The organism is Stenotrophomonas nitritireducens, assembly GCF_050984405.1.
In the GTDB taxonomy this organism is placed as follows: Bacteria; Pseudomonadota; Gammaproteobacteria; order Xanthomonadales; family Xanthomonadaceae; genus Stenotrophomonas; species Stenotrophomonas nitritireducens_B.
In genome coordinates this window covers 574,905-598,752 of sequence record NZ_CP158790.1, presented here as the reverse complement: position 1 = coordinate 598,752, position 23,848 = coordinate 574,905, and the positions used below count along the sequence as shown (strand labels likewise).

General features: G+C 71.8%; 20 protein-coding genes. 10 read left to right on the top strand and 10 right to left on the bottom strand.

Annotated elements, in window-relative coordinates; translation table 11 throughout:
* The first annotated feature begins 101 nt into the window (after positions 1–101).
* From recC to ABTV91_RS02470, 5 genes are all read left to right on the top strand, one after another.
* On the top strand, positions 102–3,440 hold the full coding sequence (gene recC / locus ABTV91_RS02490; RefSeq protein WP_433853069.1) for an exodeoxyribonuclease V subunit gamma: 3,339 nt from the start codon (positions 102–104) through the stop codon (positions 3,438–3,440).
* A complete protein-coding gene (locus tag ABTV91_RS02485; RefSeq protein WP_433853068.1) occupies positions 3,440–7,105 on the top strand; it encodes a UvrD-helicase domain-containing protein in 3,666 nt (1,221 codons plus the stop codon). Before recC ends, ABTV91_RS02485 begins: the two co-directional genes overlap by 1 nt.
* The gene (gene recD, locus ABTV91_RS02480; protein WP_433853067.1) at positions 7,102–9,036 is read left to right on the top strand and encodes an exodeoxyribonuclease V subunit alpha; all 1,935 of its coding nucleotides are present in this window, start codon (positions 7,102–7,104) and stop codon (positions 9,034–9,036) included. Before ABTV91_RS02485 ends, recD begins: the two co-directional genes overlap by 4 nt.
* Positions 9,037–9,184: 148 nt before the next feature.
* Positions 9,185–9,469, top strand: a complete 285-nt coding sequence (locus ABTV91_RS02475; RefSeq protein ID WP_433853066.1) for a ribbon-helix-helix protein, CopG family — start codon at positions 9,185–9,187, stop codon at positions 9,467–9,469.
* A 2-nt stretch (positions 9,470–9,471) separates the two neighbouring features.
* A complete protein-coding gene (locus ABTV91_RS02470; RefSeq protein WP_433853065.1) occupies positions 9,472–9,765 on the top strand; it encodes a type II toxin-antitoxin system RelE/ParE family toxin in 294 nt (97 codons plus the stop codon).
* A gap of 23 nt (positions 9,766–9,788) precedes the next feature.
* Here ABTV91_RS02470 and ABTV91_RS02465 read toward each other — a convergent pair whose 3' ends face one another.
* Positions 9,789–10,457: a hypothetical protein gene (locus ABTV91_RS02465; RefSeq protein ID WP_433853064.1), complete on the bottom strand. Its 669-nt coding sequence runs from the start codon at positions 10,455–10,457 to the stop codon at positions 9,789–9,791.
* Between the two features lie 14 nt (positions 10,458–10,471).
* Entirely contained in the window at positions 10,472–11,401 is a 930-nt protein-coding gene (locus ABTV91_RS02460; protein ID WP_433853063.1) for a LysR substrate-binding domain-containing protein, read from the bottom strand.
* A gap of 133 nt (positions 11,402–11,534) precedes the next feature.
* Between ABTV91_RS02460 and ABTV91_RS02455 the strand changes: the two genes are divergently transcribed.
* Entirely contained in the window at positions 11,535–12,239 is a 705-nt protein-coding gene (locus ABTV91_RS02455) for a pirin family protein (protein ID WP_433853062.1), read from the top strand.
* Between the two features lie 540 nt (positions 12,240–12,779).
* Entirely contained in the window at positions 12,780–13,133 is a 354-nt protein-coding gene (locus ABTV91_RS02450) for a hypothetical protein (protein ID WP_433853061.1), read from the top strand.
* A 515-nt stretch (positions 13,134–13,648) separates the two neighbouring features.
* Here the strand turns inward: ABTV91_RS02450 and ABTV91_RS02445 are convergent.
* The 5 genes from ABTV91_RS02445 to ABTV91_RS02425 all read right to left on the bottom strand — a co-directional run bounded on the left by ABTV91_RS02445 (position 13,649) and on the right by ABTV91_RS02425 (position 18,458).
* Complete coding sequence (locus tag ABTV91_RS02445; RefSeq protein ID WP_433853060.1) at positions 13,649–14,314, bottom strand: DUF2894 domain-containing protein; 666 nt, start codon at positions 14,312–14,314, stop codon at positions 13,649–13,651.
* Positions 14,304–14,963 carry an OmpA family protein gene (locus tag ABTV91_RS02440; protein WP_433853059.1) on the bottom strand — a complete coding sequence of 220 codons (660 nt, stop codon included), beginning with the start codon at positions 14,961–14,963 and terminating at the stop codon, positions 14,304–14,306. Before ABTV91_RS02440 ends, ABTV91_RS02445 begins: the two co-directional genes overlap by 11 nt.
* On the bottom strand, positions 14,960–17,356 hold the full coding sequence (locus tag ABTV91_RS02435; protein ID WP_433853058.1) for a DUF802 domain-containing protein: 2,397 nt from the start codon (positions 17,354–17,356) through the stop codon (positions 14,960–14,962). Before ABTV91_RS02435 ends, ABTV91_RS02440 begins: the two co-directional genes overlap by 4 nt.
* Before the next feature lie 10 nt (positions 17,357–17,366).
* A complete protein-coding gene (locus tag ABTV91_RS02430; RefSeq protein WP_433853057.1) occupies positions 17,367–18,089 on the bottom strand; it encodes a DUF3348 domain-containing protein in 723 nt (240 codons plus the stop codon).
* A gap of 96 nt (positions 18,090–18,185) precedes the next feature.
* Positions 18,186–18,458, bottom strand: a complete 273-nt coding sequence (locus tag ABTV91_RS02425; protein WP_433853056.1) for a metal/formaldehyde-sensitive transcriptional repressor — start codon at positions 18,456–18,458, stop codon at positions 18,186–18,188.
* A 46-nt stretch (positions 18,459–18,504) separates the two neighbouring features.
* Between ABTV91_RS02425 and dmeF the strand changes: the two genes are divergently transcribed.
* Positions 18,505–19,479, top strand: a complete 975-nt coding sequence (gene dmeF / locus ABTV91_RS02420; RefSeq protein ID WP_433853055.1) for a CDF family Co(II)/Ni(II) efflux transporter DmeF — start codon at positions 18,505–18,507, stop codon at positions 19,477–19,479.
* A 119-nt stretch (positions 19,480–19,598) separates the two neighbouring features.
* Here dmeF and ABTV91_RS02415 read toward each other — a convergent pair whose 3' ends face one another.
* Positions 19,599–20,234: a response regulator transcription factor gene (locus tag ABTV91_RS02415; protein WP_433853054.1), complete on the bottom strand. Its 636-nt coding sequence runs from the start codon at positions 20,232–20,234 to the stop codon at positions 19,599–19,601.
* A complete protein-coding gene (locus ABTV91_RS02410) occupies positions 20,231–21,382 on the bottom strand; it encodes a sensor histidine kinase (protein ID WP_433853053.1) in 1,152 nt (383 codons plus the stop codon). The genes ABTV91_RS02415 and ABTV91_RS02410 overlap by 4 nt, the downstream gene beginning before the upstream one ends.
* A 118-nt stretch (positions 21,383–21,500) precedes the next feature.
* Between ABTV91_RS02410 and ABTV91_RS02405 the strand changes: the two genes are divergently transcribed.
* Positions 21,501–22,214, top strand: coding sequence for a hypothetical protein (locus ABTV91_RS02405; RefSeq protein WP_433853052.1), 714 nt, complete (start codon positions 21,501–21,503; stop codon positions 22,212–22,214).
* 90 nt (positions 22,215–22,304) lie between these two features.
* Here ABTV91_RS02405 and phhA read toward each other — a convergent pair whose 3' ends face one another.
* The gene (gene phhA, locus ABTV91_RS02400; protein WP_433853051.1) at positions 22,305–23,195 is read right to left on the bottom strand and encodes a phenylalanine 4-monooxygenase; all 891 of its coding nucleotides are present in this window, start codon (positions 23,193–23,195) and stop codon (positions 22,305–22,307) included.
* A 127-nt stretch (positions 23,196–23,322) separates the two neighbouring features.
* Here phhA and ABTV91_RS02395 point away from each other — a divergent pair, with 127 nt between their 5' ends.
* Entirely contained in the window at positions 23,323–23,808 is a 486-nt protein-coding gene (locus ABTV91_RS02395; protein ID WP_433853050.1) for an Lrp/AsnC family transcriptional regulator, read from the top strand.
* The last annotated feature ends 40 nt before the right edge of the window (positions 23,809–23,848 follow it).

Below are 23,848 nucleotides of genomic sequence, written 5' to 3'. Positions count from 1 at the left end.
TTTTCCATGCAGGACGGGGCCGCGCATTATCGGCGCGCGCGGCCGCGCCGGGTGCACGCGGTCGCACCGGCTGCGACGCGCTCCGGCACAATGGCGCGACCATGCCTGACGCCGCCGCGGACTTCCGCCTCTACCATTCCAACGCGCTGGACGTGCTGGCCTCGCTGCTGGCGCATGCGCTGCGCGAGCCGGCGCCGGGCCAGCCGCTGCTGGCCCCCGACACGGTGCTGATCCCGCAGGTGGCGATGCGGCGCTGGCTGCAGTCCACGCTGGCGGCCGAATACGGCATCGCCGCCAATCTCGAGTTCCTCACCCCCGGCGAGTTCGTCGCGCGCGCGCTGAACGAAAACGTGCCTGGCGAGCAGGACGACCTGGGCGCGGCCGGGCTGCACTGGCGGCTGTACGCGGCGCTGACAGACTCGGCGCTGATGCGGCAGCCGGCGATGGCCGGGCTGCGGTCCTACCTGGACCGCGACGATTCGCTGCGGCCGTGGTCGCTGGCCGCCGAACTGGGCGGCGTGTTCGAGAAGTACCAGGCCTGGCGCCGCGACTGGCTGCTGCGCTGGGAGGCCGGCGCCGACGCCGGCGACCCGCAGGCGATCCTCTGGCGGCGCATCGCCGGCGGCCGCCAGCACCGCGCGCGCCGCATCAACGACTACCTGGCGCGCTTCGAGGGCGCCGGCCAGCCGCTGCCGCGCGGCCTGCCGCCTCGGCTGTTCGCCTTCGCCACCCTCAACGTCTCGCCCGACGTGCTGCGGGTGATCGCCACCCAGGCGCGGACCGGCACGTTGCATTTCTACCTGCCCACGCCGACGCGCGCTTACTGGGGCGACCTGCAGACCCTGTCCGAGCGGCTGCGCGGCGGCATGGACGATCCGTTCGCCGGCGGCAACGGCGAGAACCCGCTGCTGCAGGCCTGGGGCGCGGCCGGGCGCGACTTCATGGCGGTGCTGGGCAGCTACGAGGTCGTGCACCCGTCCGGCGAGATCGCCGCCTATGCCGATCCGGAACAGCGCGGCGGCCGGACACTGGACGAAGGCGGCCTGCGCGACAGCCTGCTGCACCGCCTGCAGGCCGACCTGTTCCACCGCCGCGCGCAGCCGCCGGCGCCGCTGCGCCCGGCGCTGCGGCTGGACGACCCCAGCGTGCAGATCCACGCCTGCCACACCCGCCTGCGCGAGATGCAGGTGCTGCACGACCAGCTGCGCGCGCTGCTGGACGACCCGCGCTTCGACCCGCCGCTTCAGCCGCGCGAGATCGCGGTGCTGGCGCCGGACATCGACCCCTACGTGCCGTACCTGGAATCGGTGTTCGGCGGCCGCGGCGCCGGCGAAGGCCACATCCCGTGGGCGCTGGCCGACGCCAGCCCGCTGCAGGGCGAGCCGCTGGCCGAAGTGTTCGTGCAGCTGCTGGGCCTGCCGGTGTCGCGCTTCGGCCTCAACGAAATACTCGACCTGCTCGCCAGCCCGCCGCTGGCTGCGGCCGCCGGACTGGACGCGGCCGCGTTCGAGCGCCTGCACGGCTGGCTGCAGGCCGCCGGCGCGCGCTGGGGGCTGGATGCCGCGCACCGCGGCCAGCACCAGGCGCCGGCCGACGACGCCTGCACCTGGCAGTTCGCGCTGGACCGGCTGCTGCTCGGCCACGCCAGCGGCAGCGACGACGACCTGGCCGGCATCGCGCCGTGGCCGGAGCTGGAAGGCAGCGCGCTGGCCGCGCTCGATGCGCTGATCCGCCTGCTGCGCGTGCTCGCCCGCCACCAGAAGACGCTGGCCGAAGCGCTCGCTCCCGCGCAGTGGCGCGAGCGCCTGCTCGGCCTGCTGGACGCGCTGCTGCCGGAAACCCCGGCCGAAGCTTCCACCCAGCGCGCGCTGGACCGCCTGCGCAAGCTCATCAACGAATTCGCCGAAGACGCGGACAAGGCCGGCTTCGACGCGGCGGTGCCGGCCGAGGTGGTGCGCGCGCATTTCGCGGCGGTGCTGTCCGAGGCCGACACCCGCGCGCCGCTGCTCACCGGCGGCGTCAGCTTCGGCCGCATGGTGCCGATGCGGCTGCTGCCGTTCCGCGCGATCTGCGTGCTGGGCCTGGACGATGGCGAGTTCCCACGCCGCGACCCGGCCGCCGGCCTGAGCCGGCTCACCGCCGAACTGGGCACCGCGCGCCGCCGCCATGGCGACCGCTCGCTGCGCGAGGACGACCGCTTCCTGTTCCTGCAGCTGCTGGCCTCGGCGCAGGACGTGTTCTACCTGAGCTACCTCGGCGCCGACGCGCGCGACGGCAGCGTGCGCGAGCCGTCAGTGCTGGTCAGCGAACTGATCGACGCCGCGGCCGCCTGCCACGCCGATCCGGATGCCGCGCGCCGGGCCATCGTCGTGCGGCATCCACTGCAGCCCTTCGCCCCGGCCGCGTTCGGCGGCGACGGCGAGCCGCGGCGTTTCAGCTATCGCCGCCAGTGGCACCCGGCGGCGGGGGCGTTCGGCGGCCAGCGCCAGGCGCTGGCGCCGTGGTCGGCTGGCGAGCTGGCCGCGCCGCTGCCGGAAGCCCTGCAGGAACCGGTGCTGTCGCTGGATGCGCTGCGCCGTTTCCTGGCCGACCCGGCCGGGCAGTTCCTGGAACAGCGGCTGGGCCTGCGCCTGGCCGGCGAGATCCAGGCCAGCGACGACATCGAGCCGCTGGTGCTGCCCGAACGCGGCCGCGAACATGCCTCGCTGCAGCAGCAGGTGCTTGCCGCGCTGCTGGAAGGCCGCGAGCAGGGTCTGTACGAGCGCCTGCGCGCGCGTGCGCTGCTGCCCTCCGGCGCGCTGGGCCGGCAGCAGTTCGAGCAGCTGCTGGGGAGCATACGGCCCTGTGCGGAGACGTTCGCGCACTGGTACGACGGTGCGCCGCTGCAGTCGCAGCGGCTGGAGGTGGCGATCGACGGCACCACCGTGCACGGGCGTGTCGCGCAGATTCATCCACAGGGCCTGCCGCGCCTGCAGGCCGGTGCGCCGGGCGTGGCCTGGGTGCTGCGCAGCGGGCTGGACTGGCTGCTGGCCAATGCCGCCGGCCTGCCGACGCCGCTGCTGCAGTTCATCGACGGCGGCGATGGCGGGTTCGGCCCGCATGCCCTGCCGGCGCTGCCCGCGGTGCAGGCGCGGGACGCCCTGAAAGCCTTGCTGCAGCTGCGTTCGCAGGGCCTGCGGGCGCCGCTGCCGTTCGCGCCGTACACCGGCTGGGCGATCTACACCGCCGATCCGGACAAGCGCGAAAAGGCCGCGCACGAGAAGTGGCACGGCAGCGACCGCAGCTGGGGCGAACGCGACGGCGAAGCCCTGCAGCTGGCCCTGCGCGGCGCCGATCCGTTCGCCGACGCGGCAACTGCCAACAGCTTTATCCACAACAGCCTGCTGGTATTCACGGCGCTGCGCGAGGGCCGCGTGCTGGCCGAAACGGAGGTGCGGTAATGAATGCCGCCGCGCCCGCGACCGACCCCTACCTCGACCTGCCGCTGGACGGCCTGCGCCTGATCGAGGCCAGCGCCGGCACCGGCAAGACCTTCACCCTGGCCACGCTGTTCAGCCGGCTGGTGGTCGAGCAGGGCCTGCGCATGGGCCAGATCCTGGCGGTGACCTTCACCGACGCGGCGACGCAGGAGCTGCGCAAGCGCATCCGCGAGCGCCTGGACCTGGCCGCGCGGCTGGTGGACGCCGCGCCGGCCGAAGGCGACAGCGCCGAAGTCGCGCTCACCCGCGCCATCCTCCAGCGCCACCTGCGGCGCGGTACCGAAACCGCCGCGCAGCTGGCCCGTCGCCTGCGCATCGCCGCCGAGGAAACCGACCTGGCGGCGATCTTCACCATCCACGGGTTCTGCACCCGCGTACTGGCCGAGCATGCGCTGGAAAGCGGCCACAGCTTCGCCGCGCCGGAACTGCTGACCAACACCCGCCAGCTTCATGCCGCGCTCGCCGCCGACCTGTGGCGCCTGCATGCCGCCCGCGACGATGCGCTGGCGGCGCTGACCGGCCTGTGGAAAAAGCCGGAAGCGCTGGCGGCCGACCTGCCGGTGCTGGTCGCTGACCTGCCGCTGTTGCCCGCCGCACCTGGCGCGCCGGCGGGCAACGCCGGCATCGACGATCCCCGCGCCCGTCTGCAGGCCGCCGCCGATGCGCTGCGGCAGGCTGTCGCGCAGCACCTGCCCGAGGCCCGCCACGCCATCGCCGATGCCTTCGACCGCAAGCGCCTGGACGGCCGCCGCGCCAAGCGGCCGAGCTTCGAGAAGGCGTTCGTGGAACTGGAGGCCGGCTGCGCCGCGGGCGAATGGCCGCGCGGCGACAAGCAGCACGTCGACAAGCTGGCCACGGCCCAGCTGCGCTCCTTCTGCAGGGAAGGGGAACCGGCGCCGGCCTCGCCGCTGTTCGACGCCTTGCAGGCGTGGTTCGACGCCGACGACCTGCGCCAGCAATGGTTGCGGCAGCGCCGCGTGGAACTGCTGCACCGGCTGCGCGACGAAGCCCGCCAGCGCCTGGCCCGGCACAAGCAGCAGTACCGGCTGCAGACCTACGACGACCTGATCGACGGCGTGCACGCCGCGCTGGACGGCGAGGGCGGCGCCACGCTCGCCGCGAGGCTGCGCGCGCAGTACCGCTTCGCGCTGGTGGACGAGTTCCAGGACACCGACCCGCGGCAATGGGACATCTTCCGCCGCGTGTTCGCCGGGCCGGACGGGGACGCCGCGCTGTTCCTGATCGGCGATCCCAAGCAGGCCATCTACGGTTTCCGCGGCGGCGACGTGCATACCTACCTGCAGGCCCGCGCGCTGGCCGCCGCCGCGCCGCGGCTGTCGCACAACTTCCGTTCGCGCCCGGCCGTGCTGCGCGCGATTGACGCCCTGTACGCCAACGCCGGCGAGCAGGCCTTCCTCGATCCGCGCATCCGTTTTGAACCAGTGCGGGCCGGCGACCGGCGCGACGATGCCGACTACCTGCTCGACGGCGCACCGGCGCCGGCGCTCACCGTGCACCTCATCGACGGCGACGGGGACGGCAGGCCGCTGAAGGCCGACGACTCGCGTCACGCCGCCACCCTGGCCTGCGTGGCCGACATCCACCGCGTGCTGTCGGCCGCGCGCGAGGGCAGGGCGCTGATCGACGGCCGCCCGGTGCGTCCGGGCGACATCGCCGTGCTGGTGCGCTCGCACCGCGAAGCCGCGCGTATCCAGCAGGCGCTGGCCGTGGTCGGCATCCCGGCGGTCGCGGCCGGCAAGCACAGCCTGTTCGCCACGGCCGAGGCGCACGAACTGCGCCTGCTGCTGCTGGCGCTGCTGCAGCCGGCCGACGAAGGCCGGCTGCGCGCGGCGCTGGCCACCGTGCTGCTGGGCGAGAGCGCCGCCGCCATCGCCGCGATGGAACACGAAGGCGAGCGCCAGCGCCGGCACCAGGAGCGCCTGCTGCAATGGCGCGAGCGCTGGCAGCGCGGCGGCGTGCTGGCGATGCTGTCGGACCTGTGCGCCGAACAGGCCGAACGCCTGCTGGCGCTGGCCGACGGCGAGCGCCGCCTGACCAATTACCTGCAGCTGGGCGAACTGCTGCAGGAAGCCGGCACCCGCAGCATCGGCCTGCATGGCCTGCTCGACTGGCTGCAGGCGCGCATCGCCCACGCCGACGACGGCGACGAGACCCAGCTGCTGCGCCTGGAATCGGACGCGCACCGGGTGCAGGTCATCACCCTGCACAAGAGCAAGGGCCTGGAATACCCGCTGGTCTACCTGCCGTTCGTCGGCATCGACGGCGGTGCGCCGGACACGCATGCCTACCGGGTCGTGCACGACGGCGCGCGACGCGTGCTGCACTGGAAGATCGACCGGGACGACGACGGCTGGAAGGCCGCCGCCCGGCAGGCCGCCGCCGAGGATGCGGCCGAGACCGCGCGCCTGCTCTACGTCGGCCTGACCCGCGCCGGGCACGCGCTGTGGATCGCCGGCGGCGCGCTGGCGGGGCTGCCGGGCTCGCGGCTGGGGCCGATGCTCGGCGACATGGCCACCCTGGCCGCGCATGCCGACATCCGCATCGTCGAAGGCGGCGTCGACACGCTGCCGGCGCGGCTGCCGCCCGAACGCGACGCGGCGCTGCCGCCGGTGCGCAACGTGCGCCGCGCGCTGTCGCAGGACTGGTGGGTCTACAGCTTCACCCAGCTCGCCCATGCCGAGGCCGGCCACGACACCTCGGCCGCCGCCACGCAGGACAACGGCGGCGCCGCCGACGAACCGGCGCAGGGCGAAGAGGAAACCGCGCAGGACCTTGCCGCGCCGCAGGAAACGTTCGATCCGCGTTTCGCCGGCAGCCGTTTCGGCAACGTGCTGCACGCCGCGCTGGAGAACGCCGACTTCGGCGCGTGGCGCGGCTGGCGGCCCGGCGATGCCGCGCCGGAAGGGCAGGCCGAGGTGATCGCCATGGCACTGCGCGCCGAAGGCTACGCCGGTGGCGACATCGACGATGGCGTGGCCGTGCTCACCACGCTGGTCGGCCAGACCTTGACCGTGGCCCTGCCCGAAGGCGGCGCACTGCATGCGCTGGGCGCCGGCGAGCGCCGCGCCGAGATCGAGTTCCACTTCGCCATGCAGCCCACCGCGGTGCCGGCGCTGCTGCGCGTGCTGCATGCGCACGGCGTGGTGCGCGGCCGCCACGGCTTCGGCGCGCGCGGCCGCCTGGAAGGGCTGATGACCGGCAAGATCGACCTCACCTACCTGCGCGACGGCCGCTGGTATGTGCTCGACTACAAATCCAACCGCCTGCCCGGCTATGCCCCGGCGCAGCTGGAAGCGGCCATGCGCCACAGCGAGTACGACCTGCAGGCGCTGATCTACACCGTAGCGCTGCACCGCTGGCTGCGTTTCCGCCTGGGCGACGGCTACGACTACGCGCGCGATTTCGGCGGCATCCGCTACCTGTTCTGCCGCGGCCTGGACGCGACCCGCACGCCGTCGCCCGGCCTGTACGCGCATTGTTTCGCGCCGGAACTGGTGCACGCGGTGGATGCGTTGTTCGCCGGCGGCGAGCCTTTGAAGCCCCTCTCCCAGCGGGAGAGGGGATGGGGTGAGGGGCAAACGAAGTCAGCGAGAACCGAACCATGAGTCTGCTGAGTGCCCTCGCCAAGACCGGCGCACTGCGCGCGCTCGACCACGCGCTGGCGCAGAGCCTGCGCCGCCTGGATCCAGAAACGCCCGATGCCGTGCTCGCCGCCGCCGCGCTGGCGTCGCTGGCCGTGGCCCAAGGCCATGCCGGTTTCGATCCAGCCCAGCCCGCGCGGCTGATCGAAGCGCCGCTGCCGTGGCCCGAGCCGCAGGCGTGGATCGCGCAGTTGCAGGCCTCACGTTGGGTGGCGGCGCCCGGCGACGACAGCGTCGAAGCCGTGCAGGCGCCACTGGCCTGGGAACACGGCCTGCTTTACCTGCGCCGTTACCGCGAATACGAGCGGCGGCTGGCGCTGGGCCTGCAGCGCATCGGCCAGGCGCCGCTGGACGCCGGCGATCCGGCCGCGCTGGCGCCGCTGTTCGCGCAGCTGTTTCCCGGCAACGCGGACGCCACGCCACGCACGGTGTCCGTGCAGGGCGACCTGTTCGCCCAGGCACCCGCCGCCACCGAATCCGCGGAGGCCTCCATCGCCGTCGACCAGCAGGCCCGCGCCGCGGCGCTGGCCCTGCGCCACCCGCTGCTTCTGGTGACTGGCGGGCCCGGTACCGGCAAGACCACCACCATCGCGCGCCTGCTGGTGCTGCTGGCCGCGCAGGCCCAAGCCGCCGGCCGCGCGCCGCCGCGCGTGGCGCTGGCCGCGCCCACCGGCCGTGCCGCCGAGCGCATGGCCGAAAGCCTGCGCAACGCCGTGCAGCAGCTGCCGCGGCTGGGCGTGGACGCCGCGCTGTGCGCGCAGCTGCCGACCACCGGCACCACCCTGCATCGCCTGCTCGGCGTGATTCCGGATTCGCCGCGTTTCCGCCACCACGCCGACAACCCGCTGCCGTACGACACGATCGTGGTCGACGAGGCCTCGATGATCGACCTGCCGCTGATGGCCAAGCTGGTCGAGGCGGTGGCCGACGGCACCCGGCTGGTGCTGCTCGGCGACCCGGACCAGCTGCCGTCGGTGGAAGCCGGCGACGTGCTGGGCGCCATCCTGCGCGCCGCCGGCGACGGCACGCGCATCGCGCCCGACGACGCGCAGGCGTTGCAGGGCCTGCTGGGCGCGCTGCCGGCGGCATCCATCGCGCCGCCGGCGACCGGTTTCGCCGGCACCCGCGTGCAGCTGCAGCGCGGCTACCGGCAGAGCGAGGCGCTGCAGCTGGCGCCGCTGGCCGCGGCGATGCGCGCGGGCGACGCCGCGCGCGCGCTGTCGCTGCTGCGGGACGGGCAGCTGCCCGGCGTGCACTTCCACGAGAACGAGGACGACCCGCTGCAGGCCTGGCACGAGCCGCTGCGGCGCTACTGGGAAGCGCTGGCCGCCGCGCAGACGCCGGCGCAGGCGCTCGCCCTGGCCGGGCGCCTGCGCCTGCTCACCGCCGTGCGCGAAGGCCCGCAGGGCGCGCGGGGGCTCAACGCGCGCATCGAGGAACTGCTCGGCGGCACGACCCCGCGCGGCGGCGCGCCGGCCCACTTCCACGGCCGCCTGCTGCTGATCACCGAGAACAGCTATCGCCACCGCCTGTTCAACGGCGATGTCGGCATCTGCCTGCGGGACGAGGGCGACGGCGCGCGCGGCATCACCGCCTGGTTCCCCGGCGACGACCCCGACGCTCCACGGCCGTTCCATCCGGCGGCCCTGCCCGCGCACGAAAGCGCCTTCGCCATGACCGTGCACAAGGCGCAGGGCTCGGAGTTCGACGAGGTCTGGCTGCAGCTGCCGTGCCGCGACAACCGCGTGCTCAGCCGCGAACTGCTCTACACCGGCATCACCCGCGCCCGCCACGCCCTGCATGTCGCCGGCGACGCGGCGGTGATCGAAGCGGCGCTGTCGCGCTACGCCAGCCGCTGGTCGGGCCTGGCGCAGCGGCTGGGCCATCCCGGGTAGGAGCGCACTTCAGTGCGCGATGGAGCTTCACAGACAAGCCTCCGGCACGCCAGGCCGTGTTCCGCATGACCCGCCGTCCGGGTCCCTGTCGGCAAGTAGCACATATGTGCTACTTTGGTCCGGAATCAGCGATCCAACGGAGCAGCTCATGAGCACCACCACCATCCGCCTGCCTGACGAGCTGAAAGCCCGCGTCGCCGAGATGGCGAAGGAAACCGGCATGACGCCGCATGGATTCATCCTGGAAGCGATAGCCGAGAAAGCGGCGCTGGCCGAACGCCGCGCCGACTTCGAAGCCGAGGCGGAACGACGCCACGCCGGCATCGCCGCGTCGGGACAAACCATCCCCTGGGACGAGATGCGCAGCTATCTGGAACGTCGGGTGGCGGGCCAGACCGCCCGGCGCCCCGCCGCCCGCAAGCTGGCGGAATAGCGGTGACGCGGATCGAACTTGCGCCCGAGGTCGGGGAGGACTTCGAGCGCATCCTCCTGCATCTCGAGCAATACGATGCCGGCCAGCGCATGGCACGGCTTGGCGGCATCATCGAAGCCTTCAACGTGCTGGAAAGCAGCCCCCTGATCGGCCGCCCCTGTGGCGAGGACATGCGCGAGCTGGTGATCGGCAGGGGCGCACGCGGATACGTGGCGTTGTACCGATACGTCGCCGGCATCGACACAGTGTTCGTTCTTGCGATCCGGGCGCAGCGCGAGGCAGGGTTCATACGCTGATCCGCCCCGGATGGTCGGCTGTTCTACTGTCCCATGTATTGCTCGGCATAAAAGCCGCGCACGAAACCGTCGATATCGTCCGCACTCATGTCGCGGCTTTCCTTGCGGATATGCGCCACGGCCTCGCGGTACTGCGCGGTCTGCCTGAACGCCTGGAACTTCCGCTCGCGCCAGGCGTGGAACTGTTCGGCATCCATCGACAGCGCCTCGACCACCCGGCCCTGGGCGATGCGGTAGACGCGGTAGTGCGCGTAGGTGGAGCCGTAGCCCATGTGCACGTAGTTGACCAGGCGTCCGTCGGGAATGACCAGCGCGCCGCTGTACCAGGTGGCGGCCACCGGGCCGCCTTCGGGAAACAGCCGGGTCAGCAGGTCGACGCTGCTGGAGCTTTCGTTTTCGGCGTCGTACAGACGCACCTCGACTTTGCGCAGCAGCAGCCGGTCGCCGTCGATCGCCCAGTGCGCGACGTAGCCCCGCCAGTTGGCGGTGCTGCGCGATACGTTTTCCGGCAGGAACCCGCGGCGGTCGCGCAGCTGGCTTTCCAGCGGGTTGGTGTTGAGCGCGTACTCGCGGCCTTCGACGAGGATGCGGTCCGGCACCTGCGCGGTCGCGCCCGCGGTTGCGGCCAGCACCAGCAGCAGGCCGGCCAGCAGCATGCGCATCGCCAGGTTCATCGCCTTCTCCATGGTCATCGTCATAGCCGAAGTTACTGGCCGGCACCCATGCCTGTCGCCCACGGTGCGCGTTCGAGGCCCGCGGCCAGGTAGTCGATCAGCGCCTGCACGCGCGCCGGGCGGCGCAGGCCGGGCGGGGTGACGATATGCAGGGCGATCGGCTCCACCTGCCAGTCGTCCATCGCCGTTTCCAGGCGGCCGGCGCGCAGCTCTTCCCAGACCATGAATTCTGGTTGCAGCGCCAGCCCGAGGCCCTCGCGCAGCGCGGCGGCGAACATCTCGGCGTTGTTGGCCTGCAGCTGGCGCGGCACGGTCTGCGCGAACTCGCCATGGCGGCTGTGACGAAAACGCCAAGTGTTGCCGCCGCGGGTATGGCTGTACTGGAAGCCGCGGTGGCGGGCGAGGTCGCGCGGGTGCTTGGGCCTGCCGTGTTCGGCGAAATAGGCCGGCGCGCCCACCAGCAGGATGCGCACCTGGCACAGGCGCCGCGCGCGCAGGCTGGAATCGGCCAGGCTGGAAATGCGCAGCGCCATGTCGAAGCGCTCGGCCACCAGGTCCACCTGCGCGTCGCTGAGCTGGACGTCCAGCTCCACGTCCGGGTGCTCGCGCATGAACGCCGGCAGCAGCGGCGCCAGCTGCGCCACGCCGAACGACATCGGCGCGGCCACCCGCACCAGCCCGCGCAGCGTGGTCGAGCGGTCGGCGACCTCGGCCTCCACCGCCTCGCCCTCGTCGAGGATGCGCGCGGCGCGCTCCAGCGCCGCCTCGCCCGCGCCGGTCAGCGACATGCGCCGCGAGGTGCGGTGGAACAGCGTGGTGCCGATGCGCGTTTCCAGCCGGGTGATGGCCTTGGACACGGTGGCCTGCGACAGGCCCAGCGCCTCGGCGGCGCGGGCGAAGGAACCGGCCTCGGCGACCTTGGCGAAGATGGCCCAGGCTTCCAGATCGGGGAGTTGGCTCATGGCGGTGGCCGCAGGAGTGACAGGGAGATCATTGCACAAATGGAAAGGATGTCTTTTCAATCCTTCCATTCCGGATGGCAAGAGGCAGGCCTAGACTGGCCCCCATCGCAACCCACCCATGCAGGAGAACGCCATGATCGAGCGCCGCCCGTTTGCCAGCCTTGGCGGAGCCAACCACGGTTGGCTGGATGCCAAACACCACTTTTCCTTCGCCGGTTACCACGACCCGGCGCGCGTCCACTGGGGCGCCCTGCGGGTCTGGAACGACGACACCATCCAGGCGGGCACCGGCTTTCCGCCGCACCCGCACGCCGACATGGAAATCGTCACCTACGTGCGCGAAGGCGCCATCAGCCACCAGGACGACCAGGGCAACAAGGGCCGTACCGAGGCCGGCGACGTGCAGGTGATGAGCGCCGGCACCGGCATCCGCCACGCCGAATACAACATGGAACCGGGCGTGACCCGCATCTTCCAGATCTGGATCATCCCGGACGAGCGCGGCGGCGCGCCGGCCTGGGGCACCAAGCCCTTCCCCAAGGGCGGGCGCTCGGGCCGTTTCATCGCCCTGGCCAGCGGCATCGCGGGCGACGAGGACGCCCTGCCGATCCGCGCCGACGCCCGCGTGCTGGGCGCCACGCTGAAGGCCGGCGAGAGCACCGAGTATCACTTCAGCGACACCACCCGCCATGGCTACCTGGTGCCCAACACCGGCAAAGTGGAAGTGAACGGCGTGCTGCTCGATGCCCGCGATGGCGCCGCCATCACCGGCGAGCACAGCATCACCGTCCGCGCGCTGGAAGACGCCGAACTGGTGCTGGTGGATACCGCCGCCTGAGCGGCAGGGCCCGTTGAGAGCGAATGACGCAAGGGCGCGGGCAACCGCGCCTTTGCGTTGTCCATGGGAGTGGGGGCGCGCGGGAACGGTGCAGGTGCCGATGGACTTCTCGGAAGCCGGTCAGCGTCAAGCGTCCTGCTTTTTTTCGGGTGTGGAGCCTGCTCCACACGGAGGCTTTCCCGCATGAGTCCCATGCGGAGCAGGCTCCAAAACTGCAACGGTCTGGGCATGGCTGGGGAACCGATGCACTCTCCCGCTGCTGGAACATGACGCCGATCAGACTCCGGCAACGTCCCGTGACGCTTTGTGCGCCGCGGCGATGTCCCCGCGCCGCGCGGGTTCTCCGCGGCAGGACGCGAATGGACCACAGCGCCCGCTGTCGGTGACGGAAAGGCGATCAACCTGCGCACGTGCGGACCGCGGCGGGCCTTGGAAGCTGGAAGAAGCGGCAGGAGATCGCACGATCCGTGCAGGACGCCACGGGCGGCGGCTCCGCTTGCCGCCATACTGCGCGTTGGCCGGCCACGCTACCGCGACGACATGCGCGACCTCATCTACTACTCGTCCTTGCTCCTGCTCGGGTTCGCCTGGTACCGGTTCGGGCAGAAGCGGCTGCGCAAAGCACCCTTCGACGAGCACGGCGCGCCGACCCAGGGGCTGGTCGGGCCGCTGGGTTTCCTGATGACCGCGGGCGTGGCGGGCTATGCCCTGTTCGCCGTCCTTCGCGCGCTGCTGCGCGGCGAAATACCCTGCGTCGGCAAGGGCTGTGCGGGGCAGGTGTACACCCTGGCCGCCCACACGGGCGCGTACTGGGCCAACGTCTTCTTCCTGGTGTGGATCACGCTCGCGCTGGGTTATGCGCTGTACGTGACGTTGAAGATCTGGTTCCGATGATGATCCCCAGCGTGCCTTGAGCCGCGATGCTTCTTCGGCGCTGGAGCGTGGGGCCCCGAAGTACTGCCGGCGGCACACAGGGGCGAGCCAGCCGGCACGGAGACGCCCGGCAGCCAACACCGGAATGGTTTCCTCCCACCGGAAACCCGGTCATGCAGGCGAGGGGCGGATTCGCCATTGCGTGTGTTCCACGGGAATCACCAGACGGCGGCGCGGTCGTCGGCCCTGTGTCCGGCACGCGTTCCCGCGCCCGCTCGACGCCACCTGCGTGGTGCGCATGCCCGCGGTGATGTCGCCGATGTCCGGTTGTGTCACCCTCGAACGCATCGAAGGCATGTTCGACGAGCGCCACGCGGCTTCCGTGCCGGCACAACAGCTTCATGGACCGCAGCATGCTGCGCCTCAGCCCGCCCGGGCGCCCATGGCGGCTCCGCGAACCGACCGGCGCGGCCACATCGGCACTCGTTGTCGGCAGGCATGGGCACACCTTCAACCGCGGCACCTACGGGATAGGGCTACTGCTGCTTTCTGCGGCGGGGGCTGCGCGCGGGCTTGCGGGCGACGGCCGTGGGCTCGGTGTCGTTGCCGCTGTCCGTGCTGCCGCACAGCTGCTCCAGCCACGACAGCGCGTCGGTATAGGCCACGAAGTGCTGCAGGTAGTCCGGGCAGACCTCGCGCATCAGCGCCATGGCGCGGTAGGTGAGCACGCTGGAATGCAGCGGGCCGGCGTCCTCGGGCAGACCGTCCAGGCACTGGCGCAGCAGGCCGTCGATGCGGATGCGGGTCCACAGCTGCTGGAACTCGTCCAATACCGGCATCGGCGCGGCGATGTCGGCCGCCGGCGTGCGCTCTCCGCTTTCGCCGACCGGCAGCGGAATGGCCGCCGGCATGGACGCGTCCGGCCGCGGTCCGTTGCCCAGCTGTTCCAGCAGTTGTTTCAGCGGACCGTCGCCAACGCCACGCGGCGACGCCTCCACGGGCGTACGGGCCGGCAGCGCGGCATAGGCGTCGGCCAGCACCTGCAGGCGCGCGTCCAGGCGTTGCCGTACCGCACCGCCGTAGCGCGCCGCGCGCTGCGCCAGCGCGGTCATCAGCGCGAAGCGCACCGGATCGATGCGTTCGGCGCCCTGCCGGCGCCAGGCCTCGAGCCGCGCGTGCACGTCGGCGCCGTCAGCGGGCATCGGCCTTGCCATCGGGCGTTTCAGTGGGCTTGTGGCGCGGGATCGGCGCGATCTCCACGCGGCGGTTCTTCGCGCGGCCGGCTTCGTCGTCGTTGGAGCTGACCGGCTGCTCGGCGCCGAACGCGGCGGCGAACACCGACGAGGACGGCACGCCGTCGGCGATCAGGGTGCGGGTGACGGTGAGCGCGCGCGCCGCCGACAGTTCCAGGTTGTCGGCGAAGCGGGCGTTGGCCGCGCGCACCGGCTGGTTGTCGGTGAAGCCGCTGACCATCAGGATCTCGTCGCGCGCGGACAGGTAGTCGCGCAGCGGCCCGGCGATGCTCTGCAGCAGTTCGCGGCCCTCGGGCTGCAGCTGGTCGGAGTTGAGCGCGAACAGCACGCTGCCGCTGATGCCGATGCGGCCGTCGATCACGGTGACGCGGCCGGCGGCCAGCGGCGCGGCCAGCGCCTGTTCCAGCGTCTTCAGCCGCGCGGCCTCGGCCTGGCGCTGCTTCACTTCCTCGTCCAGGCGGTTGTGCAGCAGCAGCTGGATGCCGATGACGCTGGCCAGGATCAGCACGAACGCGCCCAGCAGCACCGACATCAGGTCGCCGAACGCGGCCCAGGTGGTGGCGCTGGATTCGGCGTCGAACTCGATCTCGTCGCTCATGCGCCGGCGGCCCCGTCGCGCGCGCCGGCCAGCTGCTGCAGCTCGCCGATGATCTGCTTCTGCGACAGCATGCTCAGCTCGATCACCTCGCGCGCCTGCGCCACGTAGTAGGCGAGCTGCTCGTCGCTGCGCGCCAGCGATTTCTCCAGCGCCGATTCGATGCCCTGCAGGCGTTCGTTCAAGGTCTCGGTGGACTGGCCGAACGCCTGCACCGCGCCGCCGAACGCCTCGCCCAGGCTCGCCACTTCCAGCGCGCTGCCGGTGACGTGCGCTGCGGCGGCGTCGAGCTTGCCGGCCTCGCCTTCGACCTGCGCGGTGAAGCGGCTGCCGACGCGCTCGAGCAGTTCGGCCGAGGTGGAGACCAGCGCATCGATGGCGCCGCGCTGTTCGGTCGACGCGTGGTTGACCGCGTCGAGCAGGGTCTGCACGGTTTCCAGCAGGCGGCCGCGTTCTTCCAGCGTGGCGGTGTCGCGCACCATGCTGTCGGACAGTTTCTGGCGCAGCTCGGCGACCACTTCGGCGGCGGCGCGCGGCGCCTCCGAGGCGGTGGCGACCAGCCGCGAGATCTCGGCCAGGGTGTCGCGGGCCTGCGCCTGCGCCTGCGCGTGGATCGCCTGCGTGGTCTGCGCCAGCGTGTCGCATACCTGCTGCTGCTGCGCGGCCACCTGCGCGCTGTTCTGTTCCCAGCGCTGGCCGAACTCGCCGGTCAGCTGGGCGAAGGCGTCGCGCCACTGTGCCAGGCGCTCGGCGTCGCGCGCCTGCAGGGCCTCCTGCAGTTCGCCGTGCGAACGCTGCAGGGCGTCGATCATCGCGTCGCTGCGCTGGGCGAAGGCCGCGGCGGCTTCGGTCAGCACCTGCGCGTTGCCGGCAATGCCGTCCAGCGCGCCGCCGGCCGCGGCCTGCAGCTGGGCCGAGACTTCGCCCGCGGTGCGGGCCAGCGCGTCGCACACCTGCTGCTGCTGCTGCGCCACCTGCGCGCCGTTGCGCTGCCAGCTTTCGTCCAGCGTGGCGAGCATGGTTGCCAGCGACTGCGACCATTGCGCCAGCCGCTGCTCATCGCGCGCGGCCAGCGCCGACTGCAGCTCGCCGTGCGACTGCTGCAGGGTATCGACCAGCGTGCGCGCGTGTTGCTCGAAATGATCGGAAGCGGCGGCCAGCGCCTGCTCGTTGCGCTGGGCCAGCGCCTCGTGCGTTTCATGCTGGCGAGCCAGCGCGTTGCTCCAGGCCTCGGCGGTGCGGGCAGTGCTGTCTTCCAGCCGCGCCGCCACGCCATCGACCAGCGCGGCCGAGCGCTGCTCGAAGGTGCCGGCGAACTGCTGCAGCGCCTGCTGCAGGCCATCGGCCAGCGCGGTGTTGCCGCGCTGCTGCTCGGCGACGGCGGCGTTCCAGCTGTCGCGGGCGGCGCTGGCCGCGCCCTGCACGGCGCTGTCCAGGCCGTCGAGCTGGCGGCGCACGGCCTGTTCGATGGCCACGTGCAACTGGTCGGATTTTTCGGCCAGCCCGGCCATGGTGGTGTCCACCACCGGCTGCAGCGCGGCGCCGACGGCGTTGGCCTGCTGCGCGATGCCCTCGCGCAGCGCCTGCTGCAGCGAAGCGGCCAGCTGCGTCCACGCGGCCTCGCTGCGCTGGTGGAACTCCTGCTGGCTGGACTGCAGGCGCGCGCCGGCATCGTGCTGCTGGCGTTCCAGCGTGTCGGCCAGGGCCTGCAGGCGCTCGACCAGCGCCGGCATCAGCGCGTTCTGTTCCTGCAGCAGGCGGAAGGTCTCGCGGCGCTGCGCCGACTGCGACAGATGCCCCAGCTGCGTGGCGATGCCCGCATCCAGCTGTTGTACCGCCTGTGTGCGCTCGCGGCGCAGCAGCGCGGAGAGCAGGCCCAGCGCGGCCGAGGTGGCGACGCCGGCGATCGAAGTGCCGAAGGCGAAGCCCAGGCCCTTGACCGGCGCGGCCAGCGAGCTGCGGATGGCGTCCAGGTCGCTGGCGCTTTCCAGCGCAAGGCCGGTGCCGCGCAGGGTCGCCATCATGCCGAGCAGGGTGCCGAGCATGCCCAGCAGCACCAGCAGGCCGACCAGGTAGGGCGTCAACGCGGGCGCCGGCAGCCCGGTGCGCTCGCCGGCGATGCGCAGGCGCACGCCGTTGCGCAGGCCCGGGTGCAGGCGCGACAGCCAGCCGTCGAGGTCGCCGGCGGCTTCGCCGAGCGACGGCAGCGCCTGCACCAGCGTGGCGGTGGCCTGGCGGTAGCGCAGCAGTTCGATGGCGCCGGCCAGGTAGCAGGCGGCGATCAGCGCGGCGACGGCGGCGGCCAGCGGGTGGCTGCCGAGATAGCCGATGCCGATCCAGCACACGGCCAGCAGGCCGGCAAGGAACACGACGGGAGCGATGGGGTTTCTGGACATGAGGGTGCGGTTACTCGGTACGCAGCGCTGCGAGCAGGCCGTCGATGGGGTGGAAGCGGACCTCCAGTTCGGCCAGCAGCGCGGTGCGCATGTCTTGGCGGAACCGTGCCAGCCAGGGGCCGGCAGGGGGAGCCGCGGGGGTGTCGTCCGGCGCGTCGGCGCCGGTGGAATCGGGCAGGGCGGCCTGGCGCAGGCGCTGGTAATGCAGGCCGAGCAGGTTGGGTACGGCGGCCAGCAGCGCCTGTTCGCGCGGGCTGAGCGTGGCCTCCATCACCGCGTCCACCTCGGCCAGTCGCGCCTTGGCCGGCGACTGCAGCGCCAGCATGTCGCGCAGGCGCCCGCGCAGTAGGCCGGTGGCCGCCTGCATCGCGCGCTGCGCGGCCAGGCAGTGCTGGCGGTAGGGCAGGTAGCCGGGGTCGACGCTGGCGGCGCCGGCATCCTTGCGCCGCGGCGCGGACAGGTCGATGTCGGCGTCGATGGTATCCAGCAGGGTCTGGCGCAGGCGCGCGCATTCGGCGTCCTGGGCGTCGTCGAACGCGGCCCCCGGCTCAGGCTCGGGCAGGCGGTTGTCGAGCGCGCGCGACAGGGTGATGGCGCGGTTCCAGTCGAACCACTGCGCCAGCCGCTCGGTCAGCACCGGCGGCGTGCGCGGGAGGTCGGCGTCGCCGAAGCGGGCCAGCAGGCGAATGAACGCCGGGCCCAGCACGGGCGCCCGTGTGGAAGCTTTCGCCATGGTCCTGACCGGAAAATCGGGCATTTTACATGGCCCGGCAGGGCGCGCCCCTCATCCGCATTCATGTCCGGCCGCGCCGCGCAGGCACGGCGTCCTTCACCGCGCGTGACGCTTGAGCAGTTCCAGCAGCACCTCGGCCTCGCCCGCGCGCCGGTCCGGGTCCGGCTCGGCGACGATGTGGTCGCTGAGATGGCCGGCCATCACCTCCAGCATCAGGCCGTGCATGGCGCCCTTGGCGGCGGCGATCTGCACCAGCACCGCATCGCAGTCGTCGCCCGCCTCCAGCGCCTGCTCCAGCGCCGCCACCTGGCCGGCGATGCGGCGCACGCGGGTGAGCAGCTTTTTCCGGTCGCGCTGGATATGTGCCATGGCAGGGATCGTATACCCTATGGGGGTATATGAGAAGGCCGCCCCGATGAACCTTGAAGCCCTTGCCCGCTCCCGCCAGCACAGCCACGCCTTCAGCGAGGGCAACCCGATGGCGGAGAAGAACACCCGCCGCGCCATGGCGCTGACCCTGGTGATGATGGTGGTGGAGATCGCCGGCGGCTGGTGGTTCAACTCCATGGCGGTGCTGGCCGACGGCTGGCACATGAGCTCGCATGCGCTGGCGCTGGGGCTGGCCGCGTTCGCCTACGCCTGCGCGCGGCGCTACCGCGACGATCCGCGCTTCGCCTTCGGCACCTGGAAGATCGAAATCCTGGCCGGCTACACCAGCGCGATCCTGCTGCTGGGCGTGGCCGGGCTGATGGCCTTCGAATCGATCGTGCGCGTGTTCAAGCCCAGCCCCATCCATTACCCGCAGGCCATCGCCATCGCCGTGGTAGGGCTGGCGGTGAACCTGCTGTGCGCGTGGTGGTTGCGCGACCAGCATGACCACCACCATGGCCATGCGCACGACCATGGTCATCACCACGATCACGGCCATGGCCATCACCACCACCATCACCACCACCACCACCACGATCTCAACCAGCGCTCGGCCTACCTGCACGTGCTGGCCGATGCCGCCACCTCGGTGCTGGCGATCGTCGCCCTGCTCGGCGGCCTGTACTTCAACGCGTCCTGGCTGGACCCGCTGATGGGCATCGTCGGCGCGGTGCTGGTATCGGTGTGGGCCTGGGGCCTGATCCGCCAGACCGGCCGCGTGCTGCTGGATGCGGAAATGGACGCGCCGGTGGTGGCCGAAATCCGCGAGGCAGTCGAGCAGGGCGAGGTACCGGCACGCATCAGCGACCTGCACGTCTGGCAGGTCGGCCGCGGCCGCTTCGCCTGCTCGATGGAAGTGGCCACCGTGCCCGGCGTGGACGCGGCGGTGTTCCACCGCGCGCTGTCGGTCCACGAGGAGATCGTGCACGTCACCGTGGAAGTGCGCAGCACCGGCCCGTAACGGGCGCCTGTTGGAGCGCCTGTAGGAGCGCACTTCAGTGCGCGATGGGGTCTTGCCGATAAAGCCCTATCGCGCACTGAAGTGCGCTCCTACGGCGGGTCCTGCGGCGGCCTCGGTATTCAGATGATGCGCAGCGTGATCGCCTTGAGCACCGCGCGGGTGCGGTCGCGCGTATCCAGCTTGTCGAGGATGGCCGACACGTAGTTCTTCACCGTGCCTTCGGCCAGGAACAGGCTGCCGGCGATCTCGCGGTTGCTGTAGCCGCCGGCCATCAGCCGCAGCACGGCCACTTCCTTCTGGCTGAACAGTTCCCTGGGCGCATCGTCGGCGTGGTAGCGATAGCGCTGCCGCACCGCGTCGGTGCTGACCGGCTGCAGCAGGGTCTGGCCGGCGACGATGCGCACGATGGCATCGCGCAGGTCTTCCGGCGCGGCGTCCTTGAGCAGGAAGCCCTGCGCGCCGGCCTCGGTGGCGCGCAGCAGCAGGTCGCTCTCGTCGAAGGTGGTGAGGAACAGGCAGGGCGTGGCGTCGCCCTGCGCACGCAGCGCCTGCAAGGCCTGGATGCCGTCCATGCCCGGCATGCGGATGTCCGAGACGATCAGCTGCACCGGCTGCTGCCGCAGCTGCGCCAGCAGGTCTTCGCCGCTGTCGGCCTCGAAGGCGATGTCGATGCCCTGCTGCTGCAGCAGCGCGCGCAGGCCGGCGCGGATCAGGGCCTGGTCGTCGACCAGGGCGATGCGCGGCGCGCCGCTCATGCCGCGAACTCCGCCTGGATGCGCAGCGCGCCGGACGCGCCGCGCTGCAGCTGCAGCCTGCCGCCATGCTCGGCGACGCGTTCGCGCATGCCGGTCAGGCCGTTGCCTTCGCGCAGTTCGCCGCGCAGCCGGCCATCGTCCTGCATGTCCAGCAGCAGGCGGCCGTCCTGCCGCCGCAGCGCCACGTGCAGCACCTGGGCGTCGCCGTGGCGCGCGCTGTTGGTCAGCGCCTCCTGCACGCAGCGCAGCAGCGCCTCGGCCACGGCGGTGTCGCGCACGTGCACGTCGTTGTCCAGCTGCAGCTGCAGGCGCGGCCGTGGCAACGGCGCGGCCAGCGCATGCAGGGCGGTGGCGATGTCGAGTTCGCCGCTGTCGCGCAGCGACTGCACCACGGCGCGGATGTCGCCCAGCAGTTCGGCGGAAAGCTGTTCGCACAGCGCCAGCCCCGCCGGCGCGCCCGGCTGCCCGGCCAGCGCGCGCAGCTGCAGGCGCAGCGCGGTGAGCTTGTGCCCGGCGACATCGTGCAGGTCGCGCGACAGCCGCAGGCGTTCGGCGTCGCGCGAGCTTTCGGCCAGCAGCGCGCGGGTGGCGAGCAGGTCGGCGTTGACCAGCGCCAGCCGGTCGCGGGCCTGCTCGGCGCTGCGCGCGTAGTGCGTGGTGAGCATGGCGAAGGCCTGGAAGCCGGCAAAGATCACCACCACCACGCCCGCGTGCTCGTTGACCCCGCGCAGCACGGCGTACATGCCCAGGTCCAGGGCGGCGACGGCCAGCAGGGCGATGCGCAGCGGCCAGGTGGCGGCGACCTGCGCGGCCAGCATCACCAGCAGCGCCGGCGCCACGCCGCTGTAGTGGGCCAGCCGCACCAGCGCCAGTGCGGCGACGGCTTCCACCAGCACCAATACCGCACGTTGCCAGGACGCCTGCGGCAGCGCCGTCGCCCCCAGGAAGGCGGCCAGGAACAGCACGGCGCAGCCCCAGCGCCACGGCTGCAGCGCGGCGTTGCCATAGGACAGGGTAAAGGCCACGGCGCACCAGGTGAGCAGGCCGGCCAGGTTGAGGGGATGAAGGAGTCCGCGCCAGCGCGACTGTGAGCCGATTTCCATGTGCGCATGCTGGTGGGCACGGCCGCCGCCGGCAAGGGGGGCCATGCAGAAAGTGACTTCCGGCAGGGTCCACGAGTGACCGCCGCGACTGCCGTGACCCGCGTCGTTCCACGAACCTGTGCACGGGCCGCCGCACTCCGCAGGCGCCACCGGAGGAAGCGTCATGCCTGGGTATTCGTTGTTCGTCGCGCTGCACGTACTGGCCGGCGTGGTCGCGCTGGCCGGCTTCTGGTCGGCGGCGCTGATGAAGAAGGGCTCGCCGCGCCACCGCGCGCTGGGCAAGGTGTACCTGGTGGCGATGGCGGCGATCGTCGCCACCGCGCTGCCGATCACCGTGCAGTACGCCTTCTTCCGCCAGCAACCGCTGTCGGCGCTGTTCCTGGCCTACCTGATGGCCATCACCGGCAACGCCGCCTGGCTGGCGTGGCGCGCGGTCACCGACAAGCGCGACTGGAAGCGGCTGGTGGCGCGCATCGGCTGGAAGCTGGCGTTGTGGCCGATGGTGCTGCTGGCGCTGGCCACGCTGGTGGTCGGCATCCGCCAGGGCCAGATGCTGTTCCTGGGCTTCTCGATGATCGGGCTGTGGGCCGGCTGGCGCATGTGGACGTTCGCCCGCCGAGGCCCGGTGCGCCCGGACTGGGCGCTGCGCCAGCACTACCAGTCCATGCTGGGCGCCGGCATCGCCACCCACGTCGCCTTCCTCGGCATCGGCATGCGCCCGGTGTGGCAGTGGCTGCAGGCGCACGCCACGGTGCCGCCGCTGCTGGTCGAACTGTTCCCGTGGACGGCGCCGGTGGTGGTCGCGGTGGTCGTCGGCATCCGCCTGGACCGCAGGTACGGCGGCCGGCGCGCCGCGGTGGCGCAGGCGCCGAGGTGAGGCTTTAGGCGGCAGGAGCGGCTTCAGCCGCGAAGGGGCATTCCCGGCAGAAGCCCCTTCGCGGCTGAAGCCGCTCCTACGGATGTCGGCTCAGACGTCGCCGCCGTCGGCCCAGCCTTCGCCGGTGCCGCGCTGGAATACACGGTCACCGTCCTGCACGTCGCCGGCCGGGAAGTGCGCCTGCTCGGCGAGCCGCGCGTAGATCGGGGTGAAGTCCGGTTCGGTCGCCGCCATCAGCTGCTCGAAGCTGTCGATGACGAAGTAGGTCTTCTGGAAGGTATCGATGCGGTAGCGCGTGCGCATGATCCGCTCCAGGTCGAAGCCGATCCGGTTGGGCGCGGCCGATTCCAGCGAGTACAGCGATTCGCCCTTGGACGAGACGATGCCGGCGCCATAGATGCGCAGGCCCTCGGCGGTGTCGATCAGGCCGAACTCCACCGTGTACCAGTACAGGCGGGTGAGGTTCTGCAGCGCGTCCGGGCCGATGGCATGCGCCTTGACGCCGCCGCGTCCGTAGGCGGCCATGTAGTCGGCGAACACCGGGTTCATCAGCAGCGGCACGTGGCCGAACAGGTCGTGGAACAGGTCCGGTTCGGCGATGTAGTCGATCTGGTCGGGGCGGCGGATCCACCACGTCACCGGGAAGCGGCGGTTGGCCAGGTGCTCGAAGAAGTCGAGCTCCGGCAGCAGGCCTTCCACGCCCACCAGGGTCCAGCCGGTGGCTGCGCCGAGCACTTCGTTGAGCTGGTCGAAGCGCGGGATCATGTGCTCGCTCATGCCCATCTCGTCCTGGGCATCGAGGAATTCCCGGCAGGCGCGGCCGACCAGCAGTTCGCGCTGGCGCCGGTACAGCGTGCTCCAGGTGCCGTGGTCGTCGGCGCTGTAGCCGTCCCACGGCTGCTCCACCACGGCGGTGGTGTAGACCGGCACGTAGCCCTTGTCGGTCTGCTGGTGCTCTACGCGGCGGGGGGACAGGTCCATGGCGGTGTTCCAGAAAGTGGATCACCCGGATGGTAGAAAGCCGGCCGCGCAACAGGTGTGCGAAATTGCGCCAAGCGCGTGATATGGCGCAACATTGTTGCGTCGATTCGATGTTGCGGAGCAACAAATGAATGCCGTCTCCCTCGACCGCACCGATCTGCGCCTGCTGGCGGAAATCCAGCAGCACGGTCGCGCCACCAATGCCGAACTGGCTACCCGGGTGAACCTGTCGGCCTCGGCCTGCCTGCGCCGCGTGCAGCGGCTGGAAGCCGAGGGCGTGATCGCCGGTTACGGCGCGCGCCTGGAGCCGCGCGCCATCGGCCTGGGCCTGCAGGCCTTCGTGCGCGTGCAGCTGTCCAAGCACGGGCAGGCGGCGATCGGCCATTTCGTCGAGGCGGTGCAGCTGTGGGACGAGGTGGTGGCCTGCCACGCGCTCACCGGCGACATGGACTACCTGCTGCACATCTACGTGCGCGACCTGGACCACTTCTCCGCGTTCCTGCTCGACAAGCTGCTCGACGCCACCGGCGTGGCCGACGTCAACTCCAGCTTCGTGCTGCGCACGGTCAAGGAGTTCCGCGCGCTGCCGTTGTCGCAGCTCGGCCGCGGTTGATGCCGGCCGGCGTGGAAGCGGGCGGGGCAGCCGCGTATTG